This is a genomic window from Sandaracinus amylolyticus (assembly GCF_021631985.1).
Taxonomy (GTDB): domain Bacteria; phylum Myxococcota_A; class Polyangia; order Polyangiales; family Sandaracinaceae; genus Sandaracinus; species Sandaracinus amylolyticus_A.
The window spans coordinates 6,375,122-6,397,727 of record NZ_CP070225.1 but is presented as its reverse complement, the minus strand read 5'-3'; the positions used below and the strand labels follow the sequence as shown (position 1 = coordinate 6,397,727).

Genomic DNA, 22,606 nt, shown 5'->3' with positions numbered 1-22,606 from the left:
TCACGCGATCGATCAGGCGCTCTCGACCTGCAGCGAGAGCGGACAGCGGCCCTGCTGGAGCGCACGCGCATCCTCGCGGAGCTCGTTGCGCAGGTCGCTCACGCGCTGCTGATCCGGGAGCTGGATGAGCAGCACCGCGCCGTTCGGGATCTCGACCATCTCGATCTGGCCCTGGTGGATCAGCGCCTGCGGATCCGCGAACCGGCGCTGCTGCTGCATGCCGGTGCCGCCGGTCGCGCCGGGCTGCTGCGGCGGCTGCTGCTGCGCCATCTGGCCCGTCGTGCCGGTGGTCCCGCGTTGCGTCGCGGTGCCGCCGGTCGCGCCCATCTGCTGCTGCTGCTGACCCATCTGTTGCTGGTGCATCTGCACCAGCCGGTTCAGGCGATCACGCAGCTGGGTCACGTTCGCGGCGCTGGTCGTGAAGACGAGCGTGCCGCCCTCCTCGAGGTTCGTGGTCTGGACCTGCATGTCCCTGATCCCGACCGGGCACACCTCGTTGCGCATCTGCTCGGCGGTACCGCCGCCCGCCGCGCCCCGCTGCGGCGTCGTGCCGGTCTGCGGCTGCGCCGTGGTGCCGGGCTGCTGCGTACCGGTCGTGCCCCCCGTCCCCCCGCGCTGTGCCGACACCGTCAGGCCGACGGCGAGCACCGTCACGCCCGCGAGCACACCGCTCAGCTTCGTCACTCGCATCGCTGCTCCTTCTGTGGATGTCCACGTCCGGAGCGACCATCCACGCGCTCCGGGACGCGACCCGGTCAGCAGCGCTCGTGCCCGCACGGCGGGCGAACGATTCGCGCGTGGATCGTCGAGCGACGCGACGTGCTTCGATGCGAGTTGTCGCCCCGCTCACGTGCGCGCGAGCATCGGCGCCGCGTGGGCGCCGGCCTCGTGACGCGGCGAGGCCCGCGCGTCAGCGACGGCGCGCGTGGGACGCGACGCGCACCGGCACCGGCGCGGGCGTCGGCGATCCCGGGCCGTCGTTCGACGTCGCGAGGAAGAGGACGACGAGAAGGAGCACACCGAGGAGGATGGTCATCACGTGAAGGCTCTCCCGAAATGCAGGGTGACGAGCTGCGCGAGGTGGGCTCCTCGATGTAGGAGCGGCCTCTCGGTCGCGCAATGGTGGACCCCGCGAATTTCTGTGTCCTTGGGCGACTTTCCGTCGATCGCGAGGTGTGCGCCCGTGGTCAGATGCCACGGATCAGTCGCGTGCGGAGCCCGCGCACCATCATCAGCTGGGTGGCGCTGCCGAGACCGGGGCGGAATGCCGCGTCGGCGTCGGTGACGACCCGGAGCAGCCAGAGCCCGTCGGCGGGATCGAAGCGCCCCCACGTGAACACGAGCGTGCCGTAGGGACGCGCGATCGTCTCGAAGCGCCACCGCGCCGCGTGCAGCGCGCCCTGCACTCCGTCGAGGTGCACGCGACCGTCGGGCTGCTCGCCGAGCCGCATCTGCCCCGAGCTGCCGACGAGCGGCAGATCGATCCCCCACTCGAAGTGGGTGCCGCGCTCGTCGCGCTCGAGGATGCGCGCGTGCGCGCCTTGGAGGAGGCCCTGGGTGAAGCCCTGGGGATCGAGCATCGCCGCGCGCGTGGTCGCGACCGGCGTGTGCATCGCGCCGATCACCGCGATGCGCCCGAGGTCGGCGCCGGTCGTCTCGACCCACATCAGATCGCCGCGCCCGAGCACGCGCTCGATCGCGACCGGATCGATCGCGGGGCGCTCGGGATCGCCCGAAGGCGGCGCGAGGGGCGCGCGCACCCGACCGGCGCGACGCTCGGCCTCGATGCGCGTGCGCAGCACCATCGCGAAGCTGATCGCGATCGTGACGGTGCGGTTCATCGACGAGCTCGCGCTCGAGAGCTGGCGCGCGATGTAGTTCGCATCGCGGAAGTCGAGCCGCGAGCTGGTCAGCAAGAGCGTGCGGTTGCCCTCGCGCGGCAGCACGCGCCACACGGTGCGGCCCGCACCGAGATCGCCGCCGGTGCTGCGCACCACGAAGCGCCAGCCGCGCTCCTCGTGGCCCGCCGGCGGATCGAAGCGTTGCATCGCGTAGCTGCCGCGCAGCGTGAAGATCGCGGTGTGCCATCCCCACGAGTACGAGAGCTGATCGCCGGTGTCGGCCTCGACGTTCACCTCGTCGAGCGCGGGCATGAAGTCGGGATAGTGGCGGGGATCGCCGATCACGCGCGCGACCTCCGCGGGCGGCGCGTCGACCTCGGTGGCGATCACGATCGCGGGCAGCGTGCCGTCGACGACGAACTCGACGAGCGCGACGGTGCCGGTGCGCAGCAATGGCGAGATCGCCGCGAGCTCCTCGGGGCTGAACGTCGCGAGCGCGCGGTCGGCCTGCTCGGGATCGATCTGCGCGCGCGCCAGCTGCGGCGTGCTCGCGACGAGGAGAGAGAGCGCGATCAGCCCGGCATGCGTGCGACGCATGGATCGTTCGACGCGGGCGCGGGTTCGTTGTTCACGAGCTCGCGATCAGTCTGACACGACTGCGAAGACGTCGACGCGTCGGCCGAGGCGACGCCCGCGCTCGGTGCCCCTCGCAGCGAGAGGCTGCGAATCGGAGGCGGCGCGGATCTCGATCCGCTCGGCGGGGACGCCCTGCTCGATCAGGTGGCTGCGCACCGACTCGGCCCGCGCGAGCGAGAGCGAGCCGACGTCGTCCTCCTCCATCGCGTGGCCGATCACGACGAAGCGCGCGCCCTCGGTCTCGATCACGCGCTGCAGCGCGCTGCGTCCCGCGTCGTCGAGGGCGCTCGCGCCCTGCGCGAACGTGATGCGCACCGGCTCGAGCGGCGCCTGCCCCGGCGGCGCGGCGACGAGCGCGTCGAGCGATGCCGGCGCGCGATCGACGGGCACGAACCCGTGCGCCGCGATGCGACGACGGCCCTCGTCGGAGAGCACGAAGCGCACGAGCTCGAGCGCGAGCGGCGGGACCGGCTCGCGCACGTAGAGCAGCAGCGTGCGCGCGAGCGGATAGCGCCCGCTCTCGATCGTCGCGCGCGTCGGCGCGACCGGCTCGCCACCGCGGCTCGCCACGAGCGGCACCGTCGCGACGTCGGGCGAGATCCAACCCATGCCCACGTAGCCGAGCGCGCCGCGATCGTGCGCGACGATGCGCACGATCTCCTCGTTGTGCTCGACCACCAGCGCGCCCGGATGAGGCGCGCGCCCGCCGAGCGCACGCTCGACGAAGAACGCGTAGGTCCCGCTCTCGCGCGGACGCGTCAGCACCTGCAGCGGCCCGGGCGCGCCGCCGAGCGCGGCCGCGTCCGCGACGCGCCCTTCGTACACCGCGCGCAGATCGTCGAGCGCGAGCCGATCGATCCCGGCGCCCGGGCTCGCGATCACCGCGATCCCGTCCCAGCCGATCACGAGCTCGTGCAGCACGATCCCGAGCCGCTCCGCCTCCGCGAGCTCCTCCGACGACACCGGGCGAGACGACGCGCCGAGATCCGCCGAGCCGTCGAAGAGCCCGACGAACGCGGTGCTCGATCCCAGCGCCTCCACGTCGACGCGGACGTCCGGGTGCTGCTCGCGGAACGCGCGCGCGACGTCGGGCAGCAGCGAGCCCCCGAGCGTGTCCGACCCCTTCACGCGCACCAGCCCGCGCAGCGCGCTGCCGCGCTCGAACTCGACCGCGAGCTGCGTCCACCCCTCGACCGCGCGCCCGTCGCGCCGCGCGGGCTCGAAGCGCCACCCGCGCACCGCCTCCACCGCGCGCGCCTCCCACGTCGCGAGATCGTCGCGCGACATCGGGACGTGCGCCTCGACCACCCGGCCCTCCGCGTCGATGCGCGCCCGCACCGTGATCGTCGGCACGAGCGCGGCCGACGCATCGGGCGCGAGCGGTGCGCGCATCTCGCGCACGACGGGCTCGGAGTCGCCGTCGTCGCGCGCGACCGGCGCTCCGCGATCGATCAGGAGCGTCACGCCGACGATCAGCGCGAGCGCGGAGAGCGCGAGCGCGATCCAGGTCACCGGTGACGACCTCGGCGGGGGCACGATCGGCGACGACGTCGCGTCCGCCGACGCAGGCCCACGCTCGCTCGCGCCCTCGGCGCGCTTTCGCTTCGCGGACGTCGTGACCGGACGCGTGACGTCGTCGGGCCGGCTCGCGATCGGCGCCGGTGTCGATGCGCCCTCGCGCAGCTCGTCGATCAGATCCCGCGCGAGGCGCGCGACCGCATCGCCCACCTCGCGCCGCGACGCGATCCCGAGGGTCGGTCCGGCCGCGCGCTCGAGCGCATCGGACATCTCGCGCGCCGACGCGAACCGCGTATCGCGCGAGCGCGCGAGCGCGCGCGTCACGACCGCGTCGAGCGGCGCGAGCGACGGATCGACCGACGAGAGCGTCGCGACCGGCGCGGTCGAGACCCGGATCGCGATCTCCGCGTCGGTGTCGGCGTCGAAGAGCCGTCGCCCGGTGAGCGCCTCCCACAGCACCACGCCCATCGCGAAGAGATCCGCGCGCGCATCCGCCGTCTCGCCCGCCGAGAGCTCGGGCGCCATGTACCCGAGCTTGCCCTTGAGCGTGCCCTCGCGCGTCGTGGAGCGTCTCGCCTCGGCGCGCGCCACGCCGAAGTCGGTCAGGCGCGCGGCCCCGTCGAGCCCGACGAGCACGTTCTGCGGCGACACGTCGCGGTGCACGAGCCCGAGCGGGCGGCCCGAGCCGTCGCGCAGATCGTGCGCTGCGGCCAGCCCCTGGAGCGCGTCGAGCACGATCCGGAGCACGACCGGCGCCGCGAGCCGTCCCTCGCGCTCGAGCGCGCGCCGGACCAGCACGCCGAGGTGCACGCCCTCCACGTACTCCATCACGAGCAGCAGATCGGGCTCGTCGAGCACGTCGATCGTCGCGACCACGTGCGGATCGCGGATCTGCGCGGCGAGGCGCGCCTCGTCGAAGAACATCGCGACGAACTCGTCGTCGTGCGCGAGGTGCGGATGCAGCGTCTTCACGGCGACGAGCCGCTCGAAGCCGGCCGCGCCGTGGGCACGCGCGAGGTACACGCTGCCCATCCCGCCTGACGCGATCCGGTGGAGGATCTCGTAGCGGCCGACGAGGCGTCCCACCCGGGATGCGAGCGCGTCCTTGGTCACGTGCCGCGGTGCGAGCGCACGCGCGCTGCTCCGCGAGGCCGCATTGGACTCCGTCCGCGCACCGGGACCGAGGAAGGGACGTGACGGACGCGCAACGGTCGTCGTCCGGGATCACACGCCCGCCCTTGACCCTGCTGCGAGGGGGGCTTCAAAGTCCCCGTTCCCGAGGCCCCGAGGGGTCGGAGCAAGCGAGAAGCAGATGCAGATCTTCATCGATTCGGCGGACCTGAACGAGATTCGCGACGCGGCCGCGATGGGCGTCATCGACGGCGTGACGACGAACCCGTCGCTGGTGGCCAAGGCCGGTCGTCCCCTCGAGACGGTGATCCGCGACATCTGCGAGGTCGTCGACGGCCCGATCAGCGCCGAGGTCATCGCGACCGACCTCGAGGGCATCCTCAAGGAAGGCCGGACGCTCGCGAAGATCCACCCGAACGTCGTGGTGAAGGTCCCGCTGATCGCCGACGGCCTGCGCGCGGTGAAGATCTTCTCGAGCGAGGGGATCAAGACGAACGTGACGCTCTGCTTCTCGCCGGTGCAGGGCATGCTCGCCGCGAAGGCGGGCGCGACCTACATCTCGCCGTTCGTCGGCCGCATCGACGACATCGCGGGCGAGGGCATGCTGCTGGTCGAGCAGCTCGTCGAGATCTATCGGAACTACGGGTACGCGACGCAGGTGCTCGCGGCGAGCATCCGCCACCCCGTGCACGTCGTGCGTGCGGCCGAGATCGGCGCGCACGTCGCGACGCTCCCGCACAAGGTGATCCTCCAGCTGCTGAAGCACCCGCTCACCGACGCGGGCCTGGCGACCTTCCTCGCCGACGCGAAGAAGATCCCCCAGAAGTGATCGTGGTGCGCGCCGCCGCCGGATCGATCGTCGTCGCGAGCGCGATCGTGATCGCGGCGCTCGCTCCATCGCGCGCATCGGCGCAGGTGTTCGGCGCGCCCGAGGAGCCGGTCCAGGAGCTCGTCGCGCAGGAGCCCGTCGCGGAGGAGCCCGAGGAGCCGCGCGAGGAATCGGTGCGTCCCTCGGGCTCGCTCGGCGCCCACCTGTTGGTCGCGGACGGGCCCGATCTCGGCGGGCTCGTGATGCTCGACGTGTGGGCCGCATGGCAGTGGCTGCGCATCGGCGGCTTCATCGGTGCGGGCGCGATCCCGAGCGAGCGCGACGCGAGCAACCGCGTGATGATGCCGCTCGGCATCTCGGCGGCGGCGGAGGTCCTGACCGAGTCGCTCGCGCTCTCGGTGCGCCTGCGCGCCGGGCTCTGGGGTGGTGCGACGCAGGCCGAGAAGCTGACCGCGGGCCCGTTCTTCGGGGTCGGCTTCTATCTCGGGTTCTTGCTCGGCAACGGTGCGGTGCTGAACGTCGGTGCCGATGCGTGGGGCGTGATCGGATCGGAGGCCTGGAGCGACGCGAGCGGGCCCGACGCCGCGGTGAGCGCGAGCACGTGGGTGATCGCGCCGGGCATCGGGCTCTCGTGGACGCCGGAGGAGGGTGGATGAGCGACAAGCGTTCCCTCGTGGAGCGACCTGCGGTGTCGATCGAGATCGTGCGCGACGAGAGCGCGTCGATGCGATCGAACGAGGGCTTCGTGCGCGTGCGTCGCCTCGTGCTGCGCAACCGCTACGCCGACGGCAGCGCCAGCCGCGAGTACCGCTACGACTGCGCGGAGCGCGATGCGATCGACGCGGTCGGCATCGTGCTCGTCACGCGTGACGGTCGGGTGTGCCTGCGCTCGTCGATCCGTCCGCCGATCGCGCTGCGCCCCGGGTACTCGCTGCCGATCCCTGCGGAGAGCGGGGATCCCACGCTCTTCGAGGTGCCGGCCGGTCTGGTCGAGGTCGACGAGAAGGGCGAGGACGGCCTGCGCGGGTGCTGCGCGCGGGAGACGCTCGAGGAGGTCGGGCTCGAGGTCGCGCCGAGCGCGTTCGTGCGGCTCGGGCCCGCGGTGTACCTCACGCCCGGCGTCATCGCGGAGAAGGTGCACCTCTTCGTCGCCGAGGTGGATCCCGACGGCGCGACGGTGCCGCAGATGGACGGCTCGCCGGTCGAGGAGCGCGCGAACATCGAGTGGGTGCCGGTCGCGGAGGCGCTCGCGGCGTGCCGCGACGGACGCATCGGCGACGTGAAGACCGAGGTCGCGATCCGCCGCCTCGCGGAGCATCGCGGAGGCGCCCGGTGAGCACGCGGCCGACGCGCCGCATGAGCGCGCGCGACGTGCCGCGCGTGCTCGTCGTCTACAAGAAGTCGGCCTACCAGACGAACGTCAAGGAGCGGAAGAACGCGCGCTTCCTCGAGCTGCTCGAGCGCCGCGATCCCGCGGTGACGCGTCTGCTCGAGGCCCACGAGGATCACGTCGCGACGATCGACGAGGCGCGCGCTGCGCTCGAGTCGATGGGCTGTCGCGCGGTGTTCCGCTTCCGCGGCGACGAAGGGCTGGTCGAGGACACCGATCTCGTGGTGACGATCGGCGGCGACGGCACGTTGCTGTGGGCCGCGCGCTGGGTCGGTGCGGGCATCCCGGTGGTCGCGATCAACTCGGCGCCGAAGGACAGCGTCGGGCACTTCTGCGCGGGCGCGAAGGGCGAGGTGAAGAAGACCCTCGAGCTCGCGCTCGCGGGCGAGCTTCGCGAGACGCGCCTCACCCGCATGGAGGTCGAGCTCGAGGGCGAGATCCTCAGCAAGCGCGTGCTCAACGACGCGCTCTTCGCGCACGCGAGCCCGGCCGCGACGACGCGCTACGTGCTGCGCCACACCCACGACGACGGCCGCGTGAGCGAGGAAGAGCACAAGTCGAGCGGCCTCTGGATCGGTCCGGCGGCGGGCTCGACCGCAGCGCAGCTCTCGGCGGGCGGCCGCGTGATGCCGGTGGGCAGCAAGCGCCTGCAGTACATCGTGCGAGAGCCGTATCTCCCGCCCGAGGGCAGCTACCGCATGGTGCGCGGATTGATCGATCCCGGCGAAGAGCTCGCGGTGGTCAGCAAAGTGCGCGAGGGAAGGGTGTTCATGGACGGCCCGCACCACGTGCGCGACGTGCGCATGGGCGCGAAGCTGGTGTTCCGGAGGAGCGACGAGCCGCTGACGCTGCTGGGCTTTCCGCGGGCGCTGGGCGCCTAGCCACCGGGATCTCACGCCGACATCACGCGTCGTTTGCAATCGGCCTGATAGTGGTCGCCGAATGCATCGACGTCGCTTTCTTCAGGCGGGGGCTGCGGCTCTCGCAACTCCACTTCTCCCTGCGTGTGAGGGGGAGGCTCGGCCCGCTGCGATTGCCTGCGACGGCGGGATCCTGCCCAATCCGGAGTGCTCTGGGATCGACCACATCGTCGTCGCGATGATGGAGAATCGCTCCTTCGATCACATGCTCGGCTGGGTGCCCGGGGCGGACGGAATCCAGAACGGCGCCACGTATCGAGACGTCAACGGCGACGCCATCCCCGCATACCGCCTCAGCCCCGACTATCAAGGCTGCGGTCTCGATGATCCGCCGCACGGATACGAGGACGGGCGTGCGTGCGTGAACGGCGGAGCGATGGACGGCTTCCTCCACGCTGCGGCCGTCGGCGACATCTTCCCGGTCGGCTACTACACGGCGGAAGATCTACCGTTCTACGCGGCCTGCGCAGAGCACTTCACGATCTGCGATCGCTATCACACCGGGATTCTCTCCTCGACGCAGCCGAACCGCATGTACATGCATTGCGGCCAAACCGATCGCATCACGACGGGGTCGACGATTCGGTTTTCGGAGCTTCCGACCGTCTGGGACGCAGCGGACGCGGCCGGCGTGAGCTCTCGTTACTATTTCAGCAACCTGCCGTACACGGCGCTCTGGGGTGCCAAGCACCTGCGACGCTCGCGCAACATCAGCGCGTTCGAGCAGGACGCCGCGGCAGGGACGCTGGCGAGCATCAGCTACGTCGATCCGTTTTTCTATCAAGGCGGCCGCGACGACGTCTGCAACGACGATCATCCGTTCGCCGACGTGCGCAACGGTCAGAGATTCCTCAAGCGGATCTACGATGCGCTCCGCGCGTCGCCGCAATGGGATCGCACGCTGCTCGTCATCAATTACGACGAGTGGGGCGGTTTCTTCGACCATGTCGTGCCGCCCTTCATGCCGGTCTCGGACGAAGAGCGCGACGTCGTGGGGAACGACGGGCAGCTCGGGATCCGCGTGCCTTGTGTCCTCATCGGCCCTCGCGTGAAGCGGGGGCACGTCGAGAGCACGCTCTTCGAGCCCAACTCGATTCTGAAATTCATGGAGTGGCGTTGGGGGCTCGCGCCTCTCGGTGTCCGGTCAGCGGTCACGAACAACCTGGCGCTCGCGCTCGACTTCGACAGCGCTCCGCGGGTCGACGCCCCGGAGATCGAAGTGCCACCGAACGATCCCGAGACGCGAATCTGCGAGGACGAGGTCGCCCCCGCGATGATGGCCGCGAAGCCCGAGAGCGCGATGAGCGACAGCATGGCTGCGCACGCACGCGAGGTCCTCGCGTTGCAGGCGCTCGCACGCAGTCACGGCTTTACCTGGTAGACCGAGAACGAGCCCGCGTTCGACTCACGGGACGCCCGTCACCGCGGTCAGCGTCCACGCCTGGTCGAACACCTCGCGATGGGGAGCGCACCGGCCACCGGTCATGCGGCTCTCGGCCACGACACCCCGGTCGCCGTCAGGGCAGCGGAATGGAGCGCGTGGACGGCACCTCGCGCAGGACGGGCCAGCCGTCGGCGAAGTGCACGGGATCGGTCATGCCGCGCCGCGTCCAGCCGCTGCCGACCTGGCCCGCCTGCCACGCGTGATAGACCATCTGCCAGTCGCCGGACGGGCCCTCGACGACGGAGCAGTGCCCCGGACCGATCCAGCGGTCGTTCGTGGAGACGATTGGATCGCCCCGCTTCTGATAGGGGCCGAGCGGTGAGGTCGCGCGCGCCACACCGACGCCGTAGGTGTCGTTGTAATAGGCGTTGCCGCTGTAGAAGAGATAGTAGTAGCCGTCGTGGTAGATGATCCACGAGCCCTCGACGACGCGACCTTCCCACGCGAGGTCGTTGCGCAGGAGCTCGACAGGACTGCCGATGCGAGTGAGCCCGTCGCGACTGACGCGCTGGGCGTAGACGACCGTCGGCTCGTTCTGCGCGTTGCCGTCGGTCTTCCACATCACGTAGCCCTGGCCACTCGTGTCCTCGAAGTACGAAGCATCGATGAGGCTGATGCGCGCGTCGTAGATGAAAGGCGCGCCGATGTCGGTGTAGGGCCCGGCCGGGTCGTCGGCATACGCGGCGCCGATGCCCATGCGACCGCTGTGATCGCCGGCACTGAAGTAGGTGACGTAGTGGTCGCCCACGCGATGCGGCTCCGGCGCCCAGAAGCGGTCTCTGGCCCAGCTCGGCACGTGACCCGCCGGAAAGATGCGGCCGATGCTCTCCCAGTGGACGAGGTCCCGCGAGGTGAAGAGTGCGAAGGCGCCGCCGCTCGGGCCTCCGCCCGTGCACGACGCGTAGTACGTGCCGTCGACCTCCATGACACCCGGGTCGGCGCAGCTCGTGATGACCGCGTTGGTGTAGAGCCCGCCGCACTCGGAGTAGGCGAAGCCAATGTTGCAGGCGTTGTTTCCGCGGAAGGTCGGAGTCCATCCGTTGGAGAGCGTGGCGTAAGACTCCGCGCCGCGGTTGCGGCAGCCGCCGTTCCACGTGACGCGCCCGGTCACGCGATCGGTGCGGCTCGTTCTGCCCGCCGGGGCAATCCAGCTCTCGCCGTACGTGATGCGCGTGGTGCACGCGGCGTCGGTGTTCGGACAGCCGGTGTGATCGAGCGCGATCACGCAGGCGTTGTGTCCCGTGAAGTACGGCCTCCAGCCGTTGGAGAGCACCGCATACGAGTTGCTTCCTTCGTTGGTGCAGACTCCGTCCCAGCGCACGTCTGCCCTCACCACGTCGAAGTCGGTGGTGCGCTCGCCGCGGATCCAGGCGGAGCCGTAGGTGATGCGCGTCGAGCACGGTGCGGGTGGCGGCCCGGCGTCCGCCTCGCCAGCGTCCAACCCAGGCGTGCTCGCGTCGTCTCCCGCGTCTTGGGCAGGCGAGCCTGCGTCGTCCTCGGTCGTGCCCGAGTCGTCTCTGGGGCGACCCGCGTCGTTCCCGGTCGTGCCCGAGTCGTTGGCGGGGTGGCCCGCGTCGCGGCCAGGCGCGTCTGTCGCGGCGTCCACGCCCGAGTCGCCAGCGCTCACGCAAGCGGCAAGAGAACACGCGACGAGACAAGCGTAAGTGCGAAGACTGGCGACCGTCATGGGTGTGAATCCCGGTTCCTGAGCATCGCGCACCGCGCGACGGGCTTGTCGAGGCGGGGGCCGAGCCAGCACCTCGGGTTGTGGAGCTCGAGGCGGGTGCCCCGCCTTCGAGCTCCATGGGAGAGAAGTCGCGGCGCGCTCTCTCGGGGCAAAGCGCGTGTGTTCCGACGCACAGTCTGGAACGGCTATGACAACCGCACGGCCGCGCTCATCGAAGCCGAGGGCCAGCTCCGCGGAGCGAGCTCCACAGCGAGAGCACCACGAGGTCATCGCTGCGGAATGGTTCGCTTCTGCTTTTCGACGCGCGTCCTGGCGTTCACGCTGTTCCGCAGACCACGATGAAAGACGCACCCACACGCCAGCCCCGACGGGAGCCGCGGCAGCAACGGTCCCGGCAAACCGTGGACGCGGTGCTCGACGCGGTCACCGTCGTGCTCGAGGACTTCGCGTGCGCGCTCGTCGAAGGTCTCGCCGACGTGCACGCCGCAGACCCCGAGCTCCACCAGCTGGTCACTGCGTTGGTGCCCGAGGGGCCGGCAGGGTCTCGGGCCGCGCTCCGCGAGACGTTCGAGCAGGTGATCGCGCCCGCTGACGAGGAGACGAAGCGGATCCCACCGGCCCTGACGAACGCGCGAACAAGAATCGGCTCGCCGCTCCGGTCCTTTCGTCCGCGCGCTCCGCGCGCTGCCGTCCGGGCCCTCCGGACGAGCACTCAGGCAAATTCGCCCGCGTTCTCCGCGACCCATTGCTCGAAGGACGCGGGCTCTCGTCCGAGAATGCGCCGCACCTCGTCGGTCACCGTGTCGACGCGCCCTTCTCGGATCGCGCGCCTGATGTCCACGAGCGCCTCGGCGTAGGCGCGGTCCCGATGCGCGCCTCCGCGTCGGTGATGGGCTCGAAGCGAACCGCTTCTCCGATCGCGGTGCCGATCATCGCGGCCATCTCGGCGTAGCTCAGCGCTCGCGGCCCGGTGATCACCAACGCCTCGCCTCGATGATCGCGCGTGGTCAGCGCGCGGACCGAGACCTCGGCGATGTCGTCCGGGTGGATGAAGGCGATCTTGCCGTCGCCGGTCGACGTGCGGAGCACGCCCTCGGCCTCGATGGAGTGCGCCCAGTGGAGCGCGTTGGATACGCGAGCGGGCGCTCCGCCCACATCAGCGAAGTGGCGGCGCCGTCACGCGGACGGGTCGTGTGCGGGGCACCACCGTGCCGTCACCGAGTTGCCCCGTGTCGTTGAGACCCCAGCACCGGACCTCGCCGGAGGGAGTGACGGCGCAGGCATGGCGATACCCCACGTCGAAGGTGCGCACGCGACCGAGGTCGACAACGGCAACAGGTCCGCTGCGCGGCATCACGGTCCCGTCGCCGAGCTCGCCCGAAGTGTTCGGTCCCCAGCATCGGAGCGTCGAGTCACTCGCCAGACGGGCGCAAGCGCCTCCGCCGCCGGTGGCCAAGGCGTCAACCGGATCCAGTGCGATCCGAGCGAGCACGGGCACGCTCCGCGTAGATCCTGAGGCGTCCATCGTCACCCCGAACGACGCACGCAGGACGCTGCCATCGGCGAGCAGGGCATGCCATCCATCGAGTTCGACGAGGGGGCTCGGAGTGTCGAAATCGAGCGAAATCGGTCGCGACGACACCGGGTCATTCCCGAAGCACCGGAATCGCGACGACGACGTTGCGCCACAGGGCATGCTGATCGGCCCGGCGGCGAGCCAGCTTGGGAGCGTTGGCGAAGTAACGACCGTGTTGCTGCTGCCGGGAACCAGCTCTCCGGAGCTATTCTGGCCCCAGCAAAGCGGGGTTCCGTCACCCGTGCGCACGCACGTGGTTGACCCTGCGAGCCGGAGCTCCGAAAGTGGCCCGAGATCACTCGCGATCGAGATCGGGACTCCCGCGTAGCGCCGGCTCGCCGCTCCTCGAAGCTCAGCGAGATGGTCGCTTCCCCAGCAGACCTCGAGCCCACCGGGTCGCAGTCCGCAAACGTGCAGCTCTCCCGAGGAGATCGCGATCGCATCGGTAAGACCGAAGACCCACGAGGGGACGCTGCGGTAGTCCCTCAATCCCTGCACGATGCTCCCATCGCCGAGCTCTCCCGACGAGTAGTCGCCCCAGCACGATACGTGTCCGGTCGAGAGCAGCGCACACGAATGGCGAGACCCGAGCGCCAGATCGACCGCGTCTGCGCACTGCCCCGCGACACAAGCGAAGGGGCACTCGCTGGCACACGGGACCGGCCCCGTGTCGTCACCCGCGTCATCGCTGCTCAGCCCGGCGTCGCGGAACAGGCCGGAATCGGACGTAGGCTCCGCGTCGGCAGGACTGGCATCCTCGACATGACCGGACGTGGTGCGGGCGCAAGCAACAGAAACGAGCGCGAGAGCAGCGACAAACGTGCCTGGGCCGGGCCGTTGGGGGCGGGAAATCATCGAAAGCCAACCTACCATGAACGTCCGCTTGATCGGCTCGCTCGTCGCAGCGCCCGCACGACATCGCGTTCTCCGCGGAATCCGCATCATCGACGCCACTGACTCCGTTCCGATCGCGGCATTGTTCAACGGCTGCTGATGGGAGAACGGAGCCGACCGGAACACTCTCTGTGGCGCACGTGGCGTGCAATCGGCGGCGCGACCGCGTTGCGGTGGTCGCGCGCGACGCCGCGGATACAGTACCCTCGTGCCGTGGTCCATCACGGTACGACTCCTCACACTGTCCCCAACTTTCCCGCGCGGGGCCTTGTCTGTGCAGCGGTCATCCTGGTTGGGTGCTCAGGCGCTCCGTCCGGGACCGATGGCGGACGCAGCGACGCCGCCATCGATGACTTCGACGCTGGTGGCGAAATGCGGGATGCCGGGGAGATTGGCGATCTGGACGCGGCCCGCGCATCGTCCGACGCGTCCCCGCCGGTCGACGCGCTCCCGGCCGATGCCCGGACGGCGCTCGACGCTTTGGGCGGGGACTCCGACGTTCTCGATGGAGGCGCTCGACTTGGCGCAGTGTGCACGTCGGATGCAGCGTGTCGCGCCGGCCTCGTCTGCCGCGAGGGCCGGTGCGATGGTTCGGCGTCGGCTGCGCTCGGCGACGCCTGCATCTTCACTGGGGATTGCTCTGCCGACCACTATTGCTCTGCTGGAACGTGCGCCAACGCCGGCACAGGCGCCGACGGCGACGTATGCGTCGGCGACAGCGACTGCGAGCGCGGCCTTCGCTGCAATGCGCACACGTGTGTGGCTTCAGGTATGGCCGACGCGGGAGACTTCTGCTCGACGCACGGTGATTGCGCAGCCGGACTCGATTGCATCTCTGGAGTGTGCGCAACGTCGGCGTTCGATCGCAGTCAATGTATGCGCCCCGGTTTTCCGCCTCTGTCCGCGAGTTTCATGCGCGCACAGCAGCGGGCGCCGGGAGAGTTCGCATGCGCCGTTGCGCCACCCGACGTACCCGACGGTTCGTACGTCGGACTCACCATCACGTGGGGCGGGAGGCAACTGGACGGTTCGTACAACTGGTCCGAGCACTCCTACACTCGCGGTGTGGGTGTCGTCGATGGCGGCCTCGTGTGGTTCACCGTTCCAATCCTCACGGAGCTGCAGCACGGTTCTTCCCACGATCCGTCTCGTTCGGCGCCCGCGTATGGTGATGCGTACGAGGGACCCGCCGCTGTCGCGATCGGCACTGCAGACGCGCCGTGGTCGGGATCGGCTGGCGGAGATCGCTTCAGGATGGGCCTGTTCGTGCGTCGGCCGACGCTCTCCACGGACGATGAGCCCGGAAGCGAGTTCCTGAGCTTCTTAGATGACCTGGAGACGGACGCAGTCACGGCCGGAACTCCTGCGAGCGATCGGCTGTTCGCAGTGATCGGATCCGCTCGACGACTGGTCGCCCGCGCCCGCGTCGGGGTCGTCGAGCTCGGCACGACGCACGTCGTCACCGGTCGCACGGATCTATTGGAGCCGGCATACACGGTTGCGGGGCTCGATACATCGGCTCTCCGCTGGACGGATGCGTACCTGCGCAACGCCGCGCGCTCGAATCCATTCACAAGTCGCCTGAGCCCGCTCAGCCTGGCTGGTGCGTGCAGCCGCAACGTCGGAACGATGATGATGTGCGTCGGCGCCGCTGCGTCGATCACCGCGACCGTGGTCGCTGGAAGCGTCGCGATCGCCGCCGGAACGCCGCTGTTCGTAGCTGGAGCGGCCGTGTTCGCTGGTGGCGTACTCGTCACGGCCGGGCTCGACGCTGTCGGGCGGTCGCTGAGGCCCGAATGGACCCGTGTCCGCGAGACGTTCCCGGGCATGGAGCGTTTGTACGACTACTTTGCGCCCACCGACGTCGAGATGTCTACGATCAGCGACTGCGGCGACGACGGATGTACCTTCACCGCGGGTCGGTGCGACCGATGCTACACGACGTGGTGCGACCCGTCGGGTTCCGGGTACTATGCCGGAACGTGCACCGGAGGCGGCTGCGCCACGGGCGCATACACCGACTGCTCGATGGGCTGCGACGCGACCACCGGTCGATGCAACTGATCGCATCCGCTGCGGGCGCATCGAAGTAGGTTAGAGTCGCTGATTTCGTGGACACCTGTCGGACGGCCGACTCCGTTCGCGAACGAATGCAGGCGGAGTGATCGCGCGCGGCTGCTCGTTCGCGGAGCGGCTGCCTAGCGACGTGGCGAGTTCGTGCGTCCTGACGTCGCGGGCCGTTCGGGGACCCTTGCTCCATGTCGCCTCGCGGTTGCGCGAGCCGGTGAGCACTACTCGCACGCCATCCCGCTGGCCCGCATCCCGGCGGGGCACTCCGGCTCGCCTACGCAGCTCTGACGCGAGCTCGACCACGCCTGTCCCGGCCAGCAGCACTGACCTTGGGTATCTTCGGATACGACCTGACCCGGCCGGCAAGCGGACGGCACACAGCCGCCTTGGCCGTCCGGAAGGAAGCCCTCACTGCACATCGGCTCACCCACGCACCGCGCACGCGCGCTCGACCACGCCTGTCCTGGCCAGCAGCACTGTCCCTGCGTGTCGGCCGTGCGCTCCTGTCCTGTCGGGCACGCGCTACTGTTGGCGTCTCCACCGCTGGTCGCGATCGTGGTGCCGCCGGCAAGCTCGCTCAGACGGCCCACCGCCAGGGCGATGGCACGCTCGACGAGCCGACTTGCCTGGCGCGGCGGGCACCGTCCACGATGGCAAAATACCTCGGGCGACACTTCGTAAATGCCTCCCGAGCAAGCATCGCTGGTTCCCCGCTCCAGTACATCGAGAGATCGCGCCTGGGCTCGGCCTGACCAAACGACATCGCCGGTCGCGCCTGCGACGACGACTACGTCAGTGCTTCCGACGTACGAATAGTGTTGATGATAGTCGTGAGGGCCACAACTGACGACTAGCCGGTCCAAGTCCAAGCGGACGAGCCGAATCAGCATCACGAGATCGGCCCCTGCATGCCGCGCGAGGAGCAATGCGACTTGCAGCGGCGACAACTGTCCGTCGCGGCGCAACGTCGCAATTCCGCCTTGGAGAACCTCGTCTCGGCCGGCCCGCGCGAGGACCGCCTGCGTGACCGGAGTCCAGCCCCCATCGAGCAGTGCTCGCTCCGCCGCTGAGACCGCGAGGTTGTAGTCCTCGGTCTGCAGCACCCCCGTCGCCGTCGCGCCAGCAGTCGCGGGGGCAGCGGTCGTCTCTAGCGTAAGATCGGGTGCGACCTGCTGCAGCGACACCGGGCTGAGCACAAGGATGCGCCGACCGGTCAGACCGCTGATGGGCCGGCTAGAGCCCTCGACGTTGCCTGGGCGTCCGGACGGCGCGATCGGTCGTGGGGTCGAGTGACAGCCGGTCGTCAGCATCACGAGCAAGCCGACAGCGACGAGGAGACTGCGCATCACATTTCCGTTCTTCGTCGGCGATGAATGGCGACGGTGGCGATGAGGTGTTTCCGCCAAGATCGCCGAGGCTACCACTGCGACGGCCCTCGATCGTGGCCGCTCCGTACCACAGGTATCGTACCGGACCTCGACCAGGGCGGCCGCCTGGACACGCGCGCGGAGGCGCAGTTTCCAGAACGAAAATTGCGTCAACTGACGTGGTGAACGCAAGTAATCGAGCACGTTGGCCGAGCTTGCGCGTGCGACTTGCGTAGGCCGCGCCGCTGGCGCTGGCCCTTGCGTCCGCGTCGTAGAGCTGCGTAGAGAACACGCATCCGGTTGCTCGCCGAGCGTTGCGCAGCGGGGGCCGCGCTCGCCCTGGCGTTCTCGATAGGCCGCGCTCGCGCTGGCGTTCTCGATAGGCGCGCTCGCGCTCACGCTCGCCGGCGCTGACGTCGAAATGCTGTGAGCCCGGTGATCGCAAACAACGTGCGGCCACGTACCTCGTGGCTTCCACGCGTCAGCCGTTCGCGGTTGCCCGCACGGCGTCCCCGAGCGTGCGCTGTACCTCAGCGACCGAGGGCCGCTCGCCGGGATCGAACGCGGTCATCCGCCGAATCATCGCGTCGATGGCAGCGTGACCTGAGGGCGGAGGCACACGCCCCGCGGCCACGACACTGGGCGTCGGCGGTTGGCCGACCATCATCTCGATGAGAGTCACACCGAATGCGTAGACGTCGCTCGCGGGCGTCGCGTCGTGGGGCGACTCGTACTGCTCGGGCGCCATATAGTACCAGGAGCCGAGCTGGACCGCGGTCTTGGTGATGGTTCCGGCGCCCGTGAAGCTGGGGTTCATGTCTCCCCACTTCACGATGCCCATGTCCCCAAGGACCCAGCCTCTGCGCGTCTCCAGGATGTTCGCGGGCTTGATGTCGCGGTGGACGCAGTTCTGGGAGTGGATCCACGCGAGCCCTCCGGCGATCCGCTGGGCGACCGCGATCGCATCAGCCACCGCCAGTCGGCCCAAGGCGTCCAGGCGATCGCGAAGCGAACCGATCGCGAGCTCCATCACGAGGAACGCGGTACTCAGGTGCTCGCCGCGGTCGAGGTACGCCACGACCGCGTCATGCGCGAGCCGCGGGCTGAGGCGAGTCTCTCTCCGAAGCGCTCCTTGACGTTGTCGAAGACGTCGGGCTTGAGCAGGTCCGGTCGCGGGCTGCACACCTTGATCGCCACGGTCGAGCCCGTCGCGCTCGATGTAGCGGCCCAGACGTGGCCGACGGCGCCAGCCCCGACCTCGCGAATCAGGGTGTAGCGCCCGAGCTCGCCGACGAGAACGTCGTTCTTCACGAGCGTGACCGACTCGGGATCCACCTGGGACAGCGCCTTCGTCACGTCCGCTTCGGTCACGGTCGAGCCATTGCGCACGACGCGATACGTGTTCTTCGACGCCGTGGTCGCGAGGAAAGGCGTCAGCTTGTTCTTCCGGAAGTAGGTCTTCAGCGACGACTCCTTCCAGGACGGCACCGCGGCGAGGATTTCGTCGAACGTGACCGTATCGCCAGCGCTCTTGGTCGCGAGGAACCGCGCGAACTCACCAGGACCCTTCTTCGCCATCGCTCCCCCGATCGTGCAGCCGCGGCGAAATGCAACGGCGACGCGCGATCGCTAATCCTCGAGGGTTGCGGGTCAACTCTCCAGAATCGCGGACTCCTTCGGGCAGGGACGTGTTGGGCGCGACCGGGCTCGGCGACCGAAACCTGATCTGGTGGTGCCTCCCTGGATTTGAAATCCAGCCCGGACAACGTGAGTTGCTCTCCGGTGGATTTGAAATCCAGTTCGGGCAACATCACTTGCCCTCCCCTGGACTTCAAATCCAGTCGCGGCAACTTGAGTTGCCCTCCCCTGGATTTGAAATCCAGTTCGGACAACTCGAGTTGCCCTCCTCTGGATTTGAAATCCAGTCCGGGCAACATCACTCGTCCCGCGGCGTCCTGAAACCGTCCGGCGACGATCGCGATCGTCCTCGCGCGATTTTCCCGCGTTCCACGACGATCCGACTCGTCCCGCCGCGCCTCCCGGCCTCGCGCGCACATTTTCTCTTCGCGCCCACGCAACGCGTGCCGACCGCGCGCGATGAGCTTGGCACTTCGGCGATCTGCCGGACGCCAAGGAGGTTCGCCGTGCCCGATCCGATTCTCAATCCCACGCCCACTTCGCCGCCGTCGCCCAGCCCGCTCGCGCTTCGCGCGGCGCTCGATCAGCGACGCGAATTCCTCGTCCTCCTGCCTGCCGAGAAGGTGAAGCGCGACCTGCGCCTCGACGTGAAGGTCACGGGCGCGATCGTCTCCGGCGCGATCCCGCTGATCGGGCAGCACCGCGACGGGATCGCGGCGCAGTTCGGCGACGAGGGTGTCGCGTTCGTCGACGAGCTCCAGGGGCTCGTCTACGCGTGCCTCCAGGCCGAGATCGAGGTGACCAACGCCGAGAGCGGGACCGAGGTCGCCGAGCTCGCCGCGCGTGTCTCCCAGTCCCACCGCTATCTCATCAACGAGCTCGAGAGCCTCGCGTTCCGCAAGCTCCTCGACGCCTCGCGCATCGATCCCGGCCGGCCGATCCAGGGCTATCGCCCGCTCGTCACGAGCACCCTCACGCTGATCGATCTCGCGCGCACGATCCTCCCCGAGGTCGCCGGCAAGACCTCGCTCGACATGGAGACGCTCGTCGGGATCGAGCGCGTCGCCACCGAGATGTTCGACACGCTGAACGCGCGCGAGCGCGGCGTCATGCGCATCCCCGGCGCGCCGCGCATCTCGGCGGCCGAGCTCAGCACCCGCGCGCTCAGTCACCTCTACGGCGTCTACGACCAGGTCCGCCGCATGCTCACGTACGTGCGCTGGTCCGAGGGCGACGGCGACACGATCGCGCCCTCGCTCTACGCCGCGCGCCGCGGCTTCGGCCGCACGAGCTCGGACTCGAGCGCGGGCCAGCCGACTCCGACGCCGCCGACGCCGAGCGCGCCCACCGATCCGGCCGTCACCCCGACGCCCGTCACTCCGATCGATCCCGTCCCGGGCAGCGGCCCTGCGCCGTTCACCTCTTGATTCTCCTCGCCACCTGCTGAGCCACGTCGCCCCCAACGGCGCGCGCCGCGGACGATCGCACTCGCGCTCCTCCGCGGCGCGCGCCCTCCCATCCGTCGAGGCACGCCATGTCCAGCAACCACCCGGCGCTCCGCCTCGGTCAGCGTCGCACCGTCGATGGTCGCACCGACCTCGGCACGTTCGAGCTGCCCACCCACGACCTCCTCACGCACGCGGTGATCGTCGGCTCGACCGGCAGCGGCAAGACGGGCCTGGTCACGGTGCTCGTCGAGGAGGCGCTCGGCGCCGGCATTCCGGTGCTCGTGATCGACGTGAAGGGCGATCTCCCGAACCTCTCGCTCTCGTTCCCGTCGCTCGATCCCGCGCTGGTCACGCCGTGGATCGAGCCCGCTCGCGGCGATGCCGACGGCATCGCCGATCCGCCGGTCGTCGACGAGGCGATCGCGCGTCACGTCCGCGAGCTCGCGGCGTGGTCGATCGGCGAGGCCGAGCTCGCCTCGTACGCAGCGCGCACCTTCGTCCGCATCGTCACGCCGGGCACACGCGCGGGCGAGGAGCTGCATCTGCTCTCGGCGCTCGAGCGCCCTTCACCGCGCTGGCAGAGCGATCCCGACTCGGCGCGCGGCGCGCTCGCGGGCGCGATCTCGCTGGTGCTCCGCCTCGCAGGGCGCGAGGGCGATCCGTCGCGCAGCCGCGAGCACGCGTTCCTCTCGGTGCTCGCCGAGCGGCGCGTCGCGCGTGGCGATGCCGCGCCGCTCGAGGCGCTGGTCCCCGAGATCCTCGATCCGCCGATCGTGTCGATCGGCGCGCTCGAGGTCGATCAGTTCCTCGGTGCGCGCCAGCGCGCGGAGCTCGCGGCGGATCTCAACACGCTGATCGCGTCGCCCACGCTCGCGTCGTGGCGCAGGGGCGGTGACCTCGACGTCGCGCGGTGGATGGAGCCCATGGACGGGCGCACGCCCGCGACGATCGTCAGCGTCGCGCACCTCGACGAGAACGAGCGCGCGCTCGTGCTGGGCGTGATCCTCGAGGAGGTGCTGAGCTGGGTGCGCACGCTGCCGGGCACCTCGCGGCTGCGCGCGCTCGTGGTGATGGACGAGGTCTACGGCCTGGTCCCGCCGCACCCGAGCTCGCCGCCGACCAAGCGACCGATCGTGTCGCTCTTCAAGCAGGCGCGCGCGTATGGCGTCGGCTGCGTGCTCGCGACGCAGAACCCGATGGACCTCGACTACCGCGCGCTCTCGAACGCGGGGACGTGGATGCTCGGTCGTCTGCCCACCGACGCCGATCGCCAGCGCGTGATGGACGCGCTCGGCGAGGACAAGAAGAAGAGCGCGCTCTCGGCGATCGTGAAGAAGCTCGGGCCGCGCTGGTTCGTCGCGCGTGACGCGAAGGGCTCCGACGTCGCGCTGCTGCACCCGCGCTGGGCGATGTCGCTGCTGCGCGGCCCGATGACGCCCCGCGAGATCCGCCGCGCGTGCGAGCGCGGAGCCTGAGGACCGATCGCCTCGGCAATGCCGCGCCGCCGCGCGCCGAACGACGCCGTCGTCAGCGCCCGAGCGCGGCGACGAAGCGGGCGCCGACGTCCTCGGGCTGGTCGTCGTCGACAACACTCGACCACACCGTGCACTCGACCTCGTTGCCGCGGATCACGAAGGAGCCGGCGCTACGGACGTTCGCGGCGACGAGTGCGCGCACCGAGTCGTCGGCGAGGAACGCGGCGGTCGCGTCGTTCGTCGTCGTGCGGACGTAGACGACCGGATCGAAGCTCGCGTCGCCGGTCTGGAGCTCGCTCGTGAAGAGCTTGCCGAGCTTCGCGCCCAGGCCCTCGGTCGTGAAGCTCGCCTGCAGCGCGGGCGCCGCGGGGAGCGTCCACTTCTCGCGGTAGCCGGAGCGCTGCGTCGTCGCGCCCATGACGGTGACCGACTCGGAGAGCTGCTCGCGTCGATACGTGAGACCGCGCGCTCGCAGCTCCTCGTGGAGGCGCGTCGGCGGGCTCGCCACAACCGGTGCCGGAGATGATCGCACGACCTCGCGCGAGCCGAACGCGACGAGACCGCCGAGGCCTTGGGCGGCGGCTTCTTCGCTCTGTCGCATCTGCTCTGCGTCGGCCTCCATGTCGCGCTCGTGGCAGCTCCGGCACACGAGCCCATCGGAGCTGTAGGACGCCGCACGTGGATCTTCGCTCGCGCCGCAGCGCGCACACTGGATGTTCGTCATGCAGCGAAACTATCACGC

At 69.9% G+C, this 22,606-nt stretch carries 18 protein-coding genes and 1 pseudogene; 8 read left to right on the top strand and 11 right to left on the bottom strand.

What is annotated here, in order from left to right:
- Positions 1-12 precede the first annotated feature (12 nt).
- The 4 genes from I5071_RS27095 to I5071_RS27085 form a co-directional block, all read right to left on the bottom strand.
- Positions 13-690, bottom strand: coding sequence for a hypothetical protein (locus I5071_RS27095; protein ID WP_236515754.1), 678 nt, complete (start codon positions 688-690; stop codon positions 13-15).
- A gap of 220 nt (positions 691-910) precedes the next feature.
- Positions 911-1,036: a hypothetical protein gene (locus I5071_RS46670; RefSeq protein ID WP_268921148.1), complete on the bottom strand. Its 126-nt coding sequence runs from the start codon at positions 1,034-1,036 to the stop codon at positions 911-913.
- 151 nt (positions 1,037-1,187) lie between these two features.
- Positions 1,188-2,438: an SRPBCC family protein gene (locus I5071_RS27090; RefSeq protein ID WP_236515753.1), complete on the bottom strand. Its 1,251-nt coding sequence runs from the start codon at positions 2,436-2,438 to the stop codon at positions 1,188-1,190.
- 45 nt (positions 2,439-2,483) lie between these two features.
- On the bottom strand, positions 2,484-5,108 hold the full coding sequence (locus I5071_RS27085; protein ID WP_236515752.1) for a protein kinase domain-containing protein: 2,625 nt from the start codon (positions 5,106-5,108) through the stop codon (positions 2,484-2,486).
- A 199-nt stretch (positions 5,109-5,307) separates the two neighbouring features.
- Between I5071_RS27085 and fsa the strand changes: the two genes are divergently transcribed.
- The 5 genes from fsa (at position 5,308) to I5071_RS27060 (ending at position 9,646) form a co-directional block, all read left to right on the top strand.
- Complete coding sequence (fsa, locus tag I5071_RS27080; protein WP_236515751.1) at positions 5,308-5,955, top strand: fructose-6-phosphate aldolase; 648 nt, start codon at positions 5,308-5,310, stop codon at positions 5,953-5,955.
- Between the two features lie 5 nt (positions 5,956-5,960).
- On the top strand, positions 5,961-6,611 hold the full coding sequence (locus tag I5071_RS27075) for a hypothetical protein (RefSeq protein ID WP_236515750.1): 651 nt from the start codon (positions 5,961-5,963) through the stop codon (positions 6,609-6,611).
- Positions 6,608-7,291, top strand: coding sequence for an NUDIX hydrolase (locus I5071_RS27070; protein ID WP_236515748.1), 684 nt, complete (start codon positions 6,608-6,610; stop codon positions 7,289-7,291). The genes I5071_RS27075 and I5071_RS27070 overlap by 4 nt, the downstream gene beginning before the upstream one ends.
- Positions 7,288-8,226: an NAD(+)/NADH kinase gene (locus tag I5071_RS27065; protein WP_236515747.1), complete on the top strand. Its 939-nt coding sequence runs from the start codon at positions 7,288-7,290 to the stop codon at positions 8,224-8,226. The genes I5071_RS27070 and I5071_RS27065 overlap by 4 nt, the downstream gene beginning before the upstream one ends.
- A gap of 61 nt (positions 8,227-8,287) precedes the next feature.
- On the top strand, positions 8,288-9,646 hold the full coding sequence (locus I5071_RS27060) for an alkaline phosphatase family protein (protein WP_268921147.1): 1,359 nt from the start codon (positions 8,288-8,290) through the stop codon (positions 9,644-9,646).
- 136 nt (positions 9,647-9,782) lie between these two features.
- Here the strand turns inward: I5071_RS27060 and I5071_RS27055 are convergent, their stop codons facing one another.
- The 5 genes and pseudogenes from I5071_RS27055 to I5071_RS47030 form a co-directional block, all read right to left on the bottom strand.
- Positions 9,783-11,150 (bottom strand): glycoside hydrolase family 43 protein, encoded by a 1,368-nt coding sequence (locus I5071_RS27055; protein WP_236515744.1) that lies wholly within the window; start codon positions 11,148-11,150, stop codon positions 9,783-9,785.
- Between the two features lie 512 nt (positions 11,151-11,662).
- Complete coding sequence (locus I5071_RS27050; RefSeq protein ID WP_236515743.1) at positions 11,663-11,899, bottom strand: hypothetical protein; 237 nt, start codon at positions 11,897-11,899, stop codon at positions 11,663-11,665.
- A 292-nt stretch (positions 11,900-12,191) separates the two neighbouring features.
- The gene (locus I5071_RS27045) at positions 12,192-12,485 is read right to left on the bottom strand and encodes a hypothetical protein (protein ID WP_236515741.1); all 294 of its coding nucleotides are present in this window, start codon (positions 12,483-12,485) and stop codon (positions 12,192-12,194) included.
- 67 nt (positions 12,486-12,552) lie between these two features.
- Positions 12,553-13,038 carry an RCC1 domain-containing protein gene (locus I5071_RS27040; RefSeq protein WP_236515739.1) on the bottom strand — a complete coding sequence of 162 codons (486 nt, stop codon included), beginning with the start codon at positions 13,036-13,038 and terminating at the stop codon, positions 12,553-12,555.
- 474 nt (positions 13,039-13,512) lie between these two features.
- Positions 13,513-13,827, bottom strand: a pseudogene (locus I5071_RS47030) (hypothetical protein); the annotation flags it as partial.
- A 1,104-nt stretch (positions 13,828-14,931) separates the two neighbouring features.
- Between I5071_RS47030 and I5071_RS27035 the strand changes: the two are divergent.
- A complete protein-coding gene (locus I5071_RS27035) occupies positions 14,932-15,930 on the top strand; it encodes a hypothetical protein (protein WP_236515738.1) in 999 nt (332 codons plus the stop codon).
- 1,854 nt (positions 15,931-17,784) lie between these two features.
- Here I5071_RS27035 and I5071_RS27030 read toward each other — a convergent pair.
- The gene (locus tag I5071_RS27030) at positions 17,785-18,486 is read right to left on the bottom strand and encodes a serine/threonine-protein kinase (RefSeq protein WP_236515737.1); all 702 of its coding nucleotides are present in this window, start codon (positions 18,484-18,486) and stop codon (positions 17,785-17,787) included.
- A 505-nt stretch (positions 18,487-18,991) separates the two neighbouring features.
- Between I5071_RS27030 and I5071_RS27025 the strand changes: the two genes are divergently transcribed.
- Both I5071_RS27025 and I5071_RS27020 read left to right on the top strand, forming a co-directional pair.
- On the top strand, positions 18,992-20,368 hold the full coding sequence (locus I5071_RS27025) for a hypothetical protein (RefSeq protein ID WP_236515736.1): 1,377 nt from the start codon (positions 18,992-18,994) through the stop codon (positions 20,366-20,368).
- Positions 20,369-20,475: 107 nt separating this feature from the next.
- Positions 20,476-21,864, top strand: a complete 1,389-nt coding sequence (locus I5071_RS27020) for an ATP-binding protein (protein ID WP_236515734.1) — start codon at positions 20,476-20,478, stop codon at positions 21,862-21,864.
- Between the two features lie 52 nt (positions 21,865-21,916).
- Here the strand turns inward: I5071_RS27020 and I5071_RS27015 are convergent, their stop codons facing one another.
- The gene (locus I5071_RS27015) at positions 21,917-22,588 is read right to left on the bottom strand and encodes a hypothetical protein (protein WP_236515733.1); all 672 of its coding nucleotides are present in this window, start codon (positions 22,586-22,588) and stop codon (positions 21,917-21,919) included.
- Positions 22,589-22,606: the final 18 nt, after the last annotated feature.

Bases quoted from the DNA above. Each gene is read 5' to 3' on its own strand.
- I5071_RS27095 (WP_236515754.1), bottom strand. From the start codon at position 690: ATGCGAGTGACGAAGCTGAGCGGTGTGCTCGCGGGCGTGACGGTGCTC.
- I5071_RS46670 (WP_268921148.1), bottom strand. From the start codon at position 1,036: ATGACCATCCTCCTCGGTGTGCTCCTTCTCGTCGTCCTCTTCCTCGCG.
- I5071_RS27090 (WP_236515753.1), bottom strand. From the start codon at position 2,438: ATGCGTCGCACGCATGCCGGGCTGATCGCGCTCTCTCTCCTCGTCGCG.
- fsa (WP_236515751.1), top strand. From the start codon at position 5,308: ATGCAGATCTTCATCGATTCGGCGGACCTGAACGAGATTCGCGACGCG.
- I5071_RS27070 (WP_236515748.1), top strand. From the start codon at position 6,608: ATGAGCGACAAGCGTTCCCTCGTGGAGCGACCTGCGGTGTCGATCGAG.
- I5071_RS27060 (WP_268921147.1), top strand. From the start codon at position 8,288: ATGCATCGACGTCGCTTTCTTCAGGCGGGGGCTGCGGCTCTCGCAACT.
- I5071_RS27020 (WP_236515734.1), top strand. From the start codon at position 20,476: ATGTCCAGCAACCACCCGGCGCTCCGCCTCGGTCAGCGTCGCACCGTC.
- I5071_RS27015 (WP_236515733.1), bottom strand. From the start codon at position 22,588: ATGACGAACATCCAGTGTGCGCGCTGCGGCGCGAGCGAAGATCCACGT.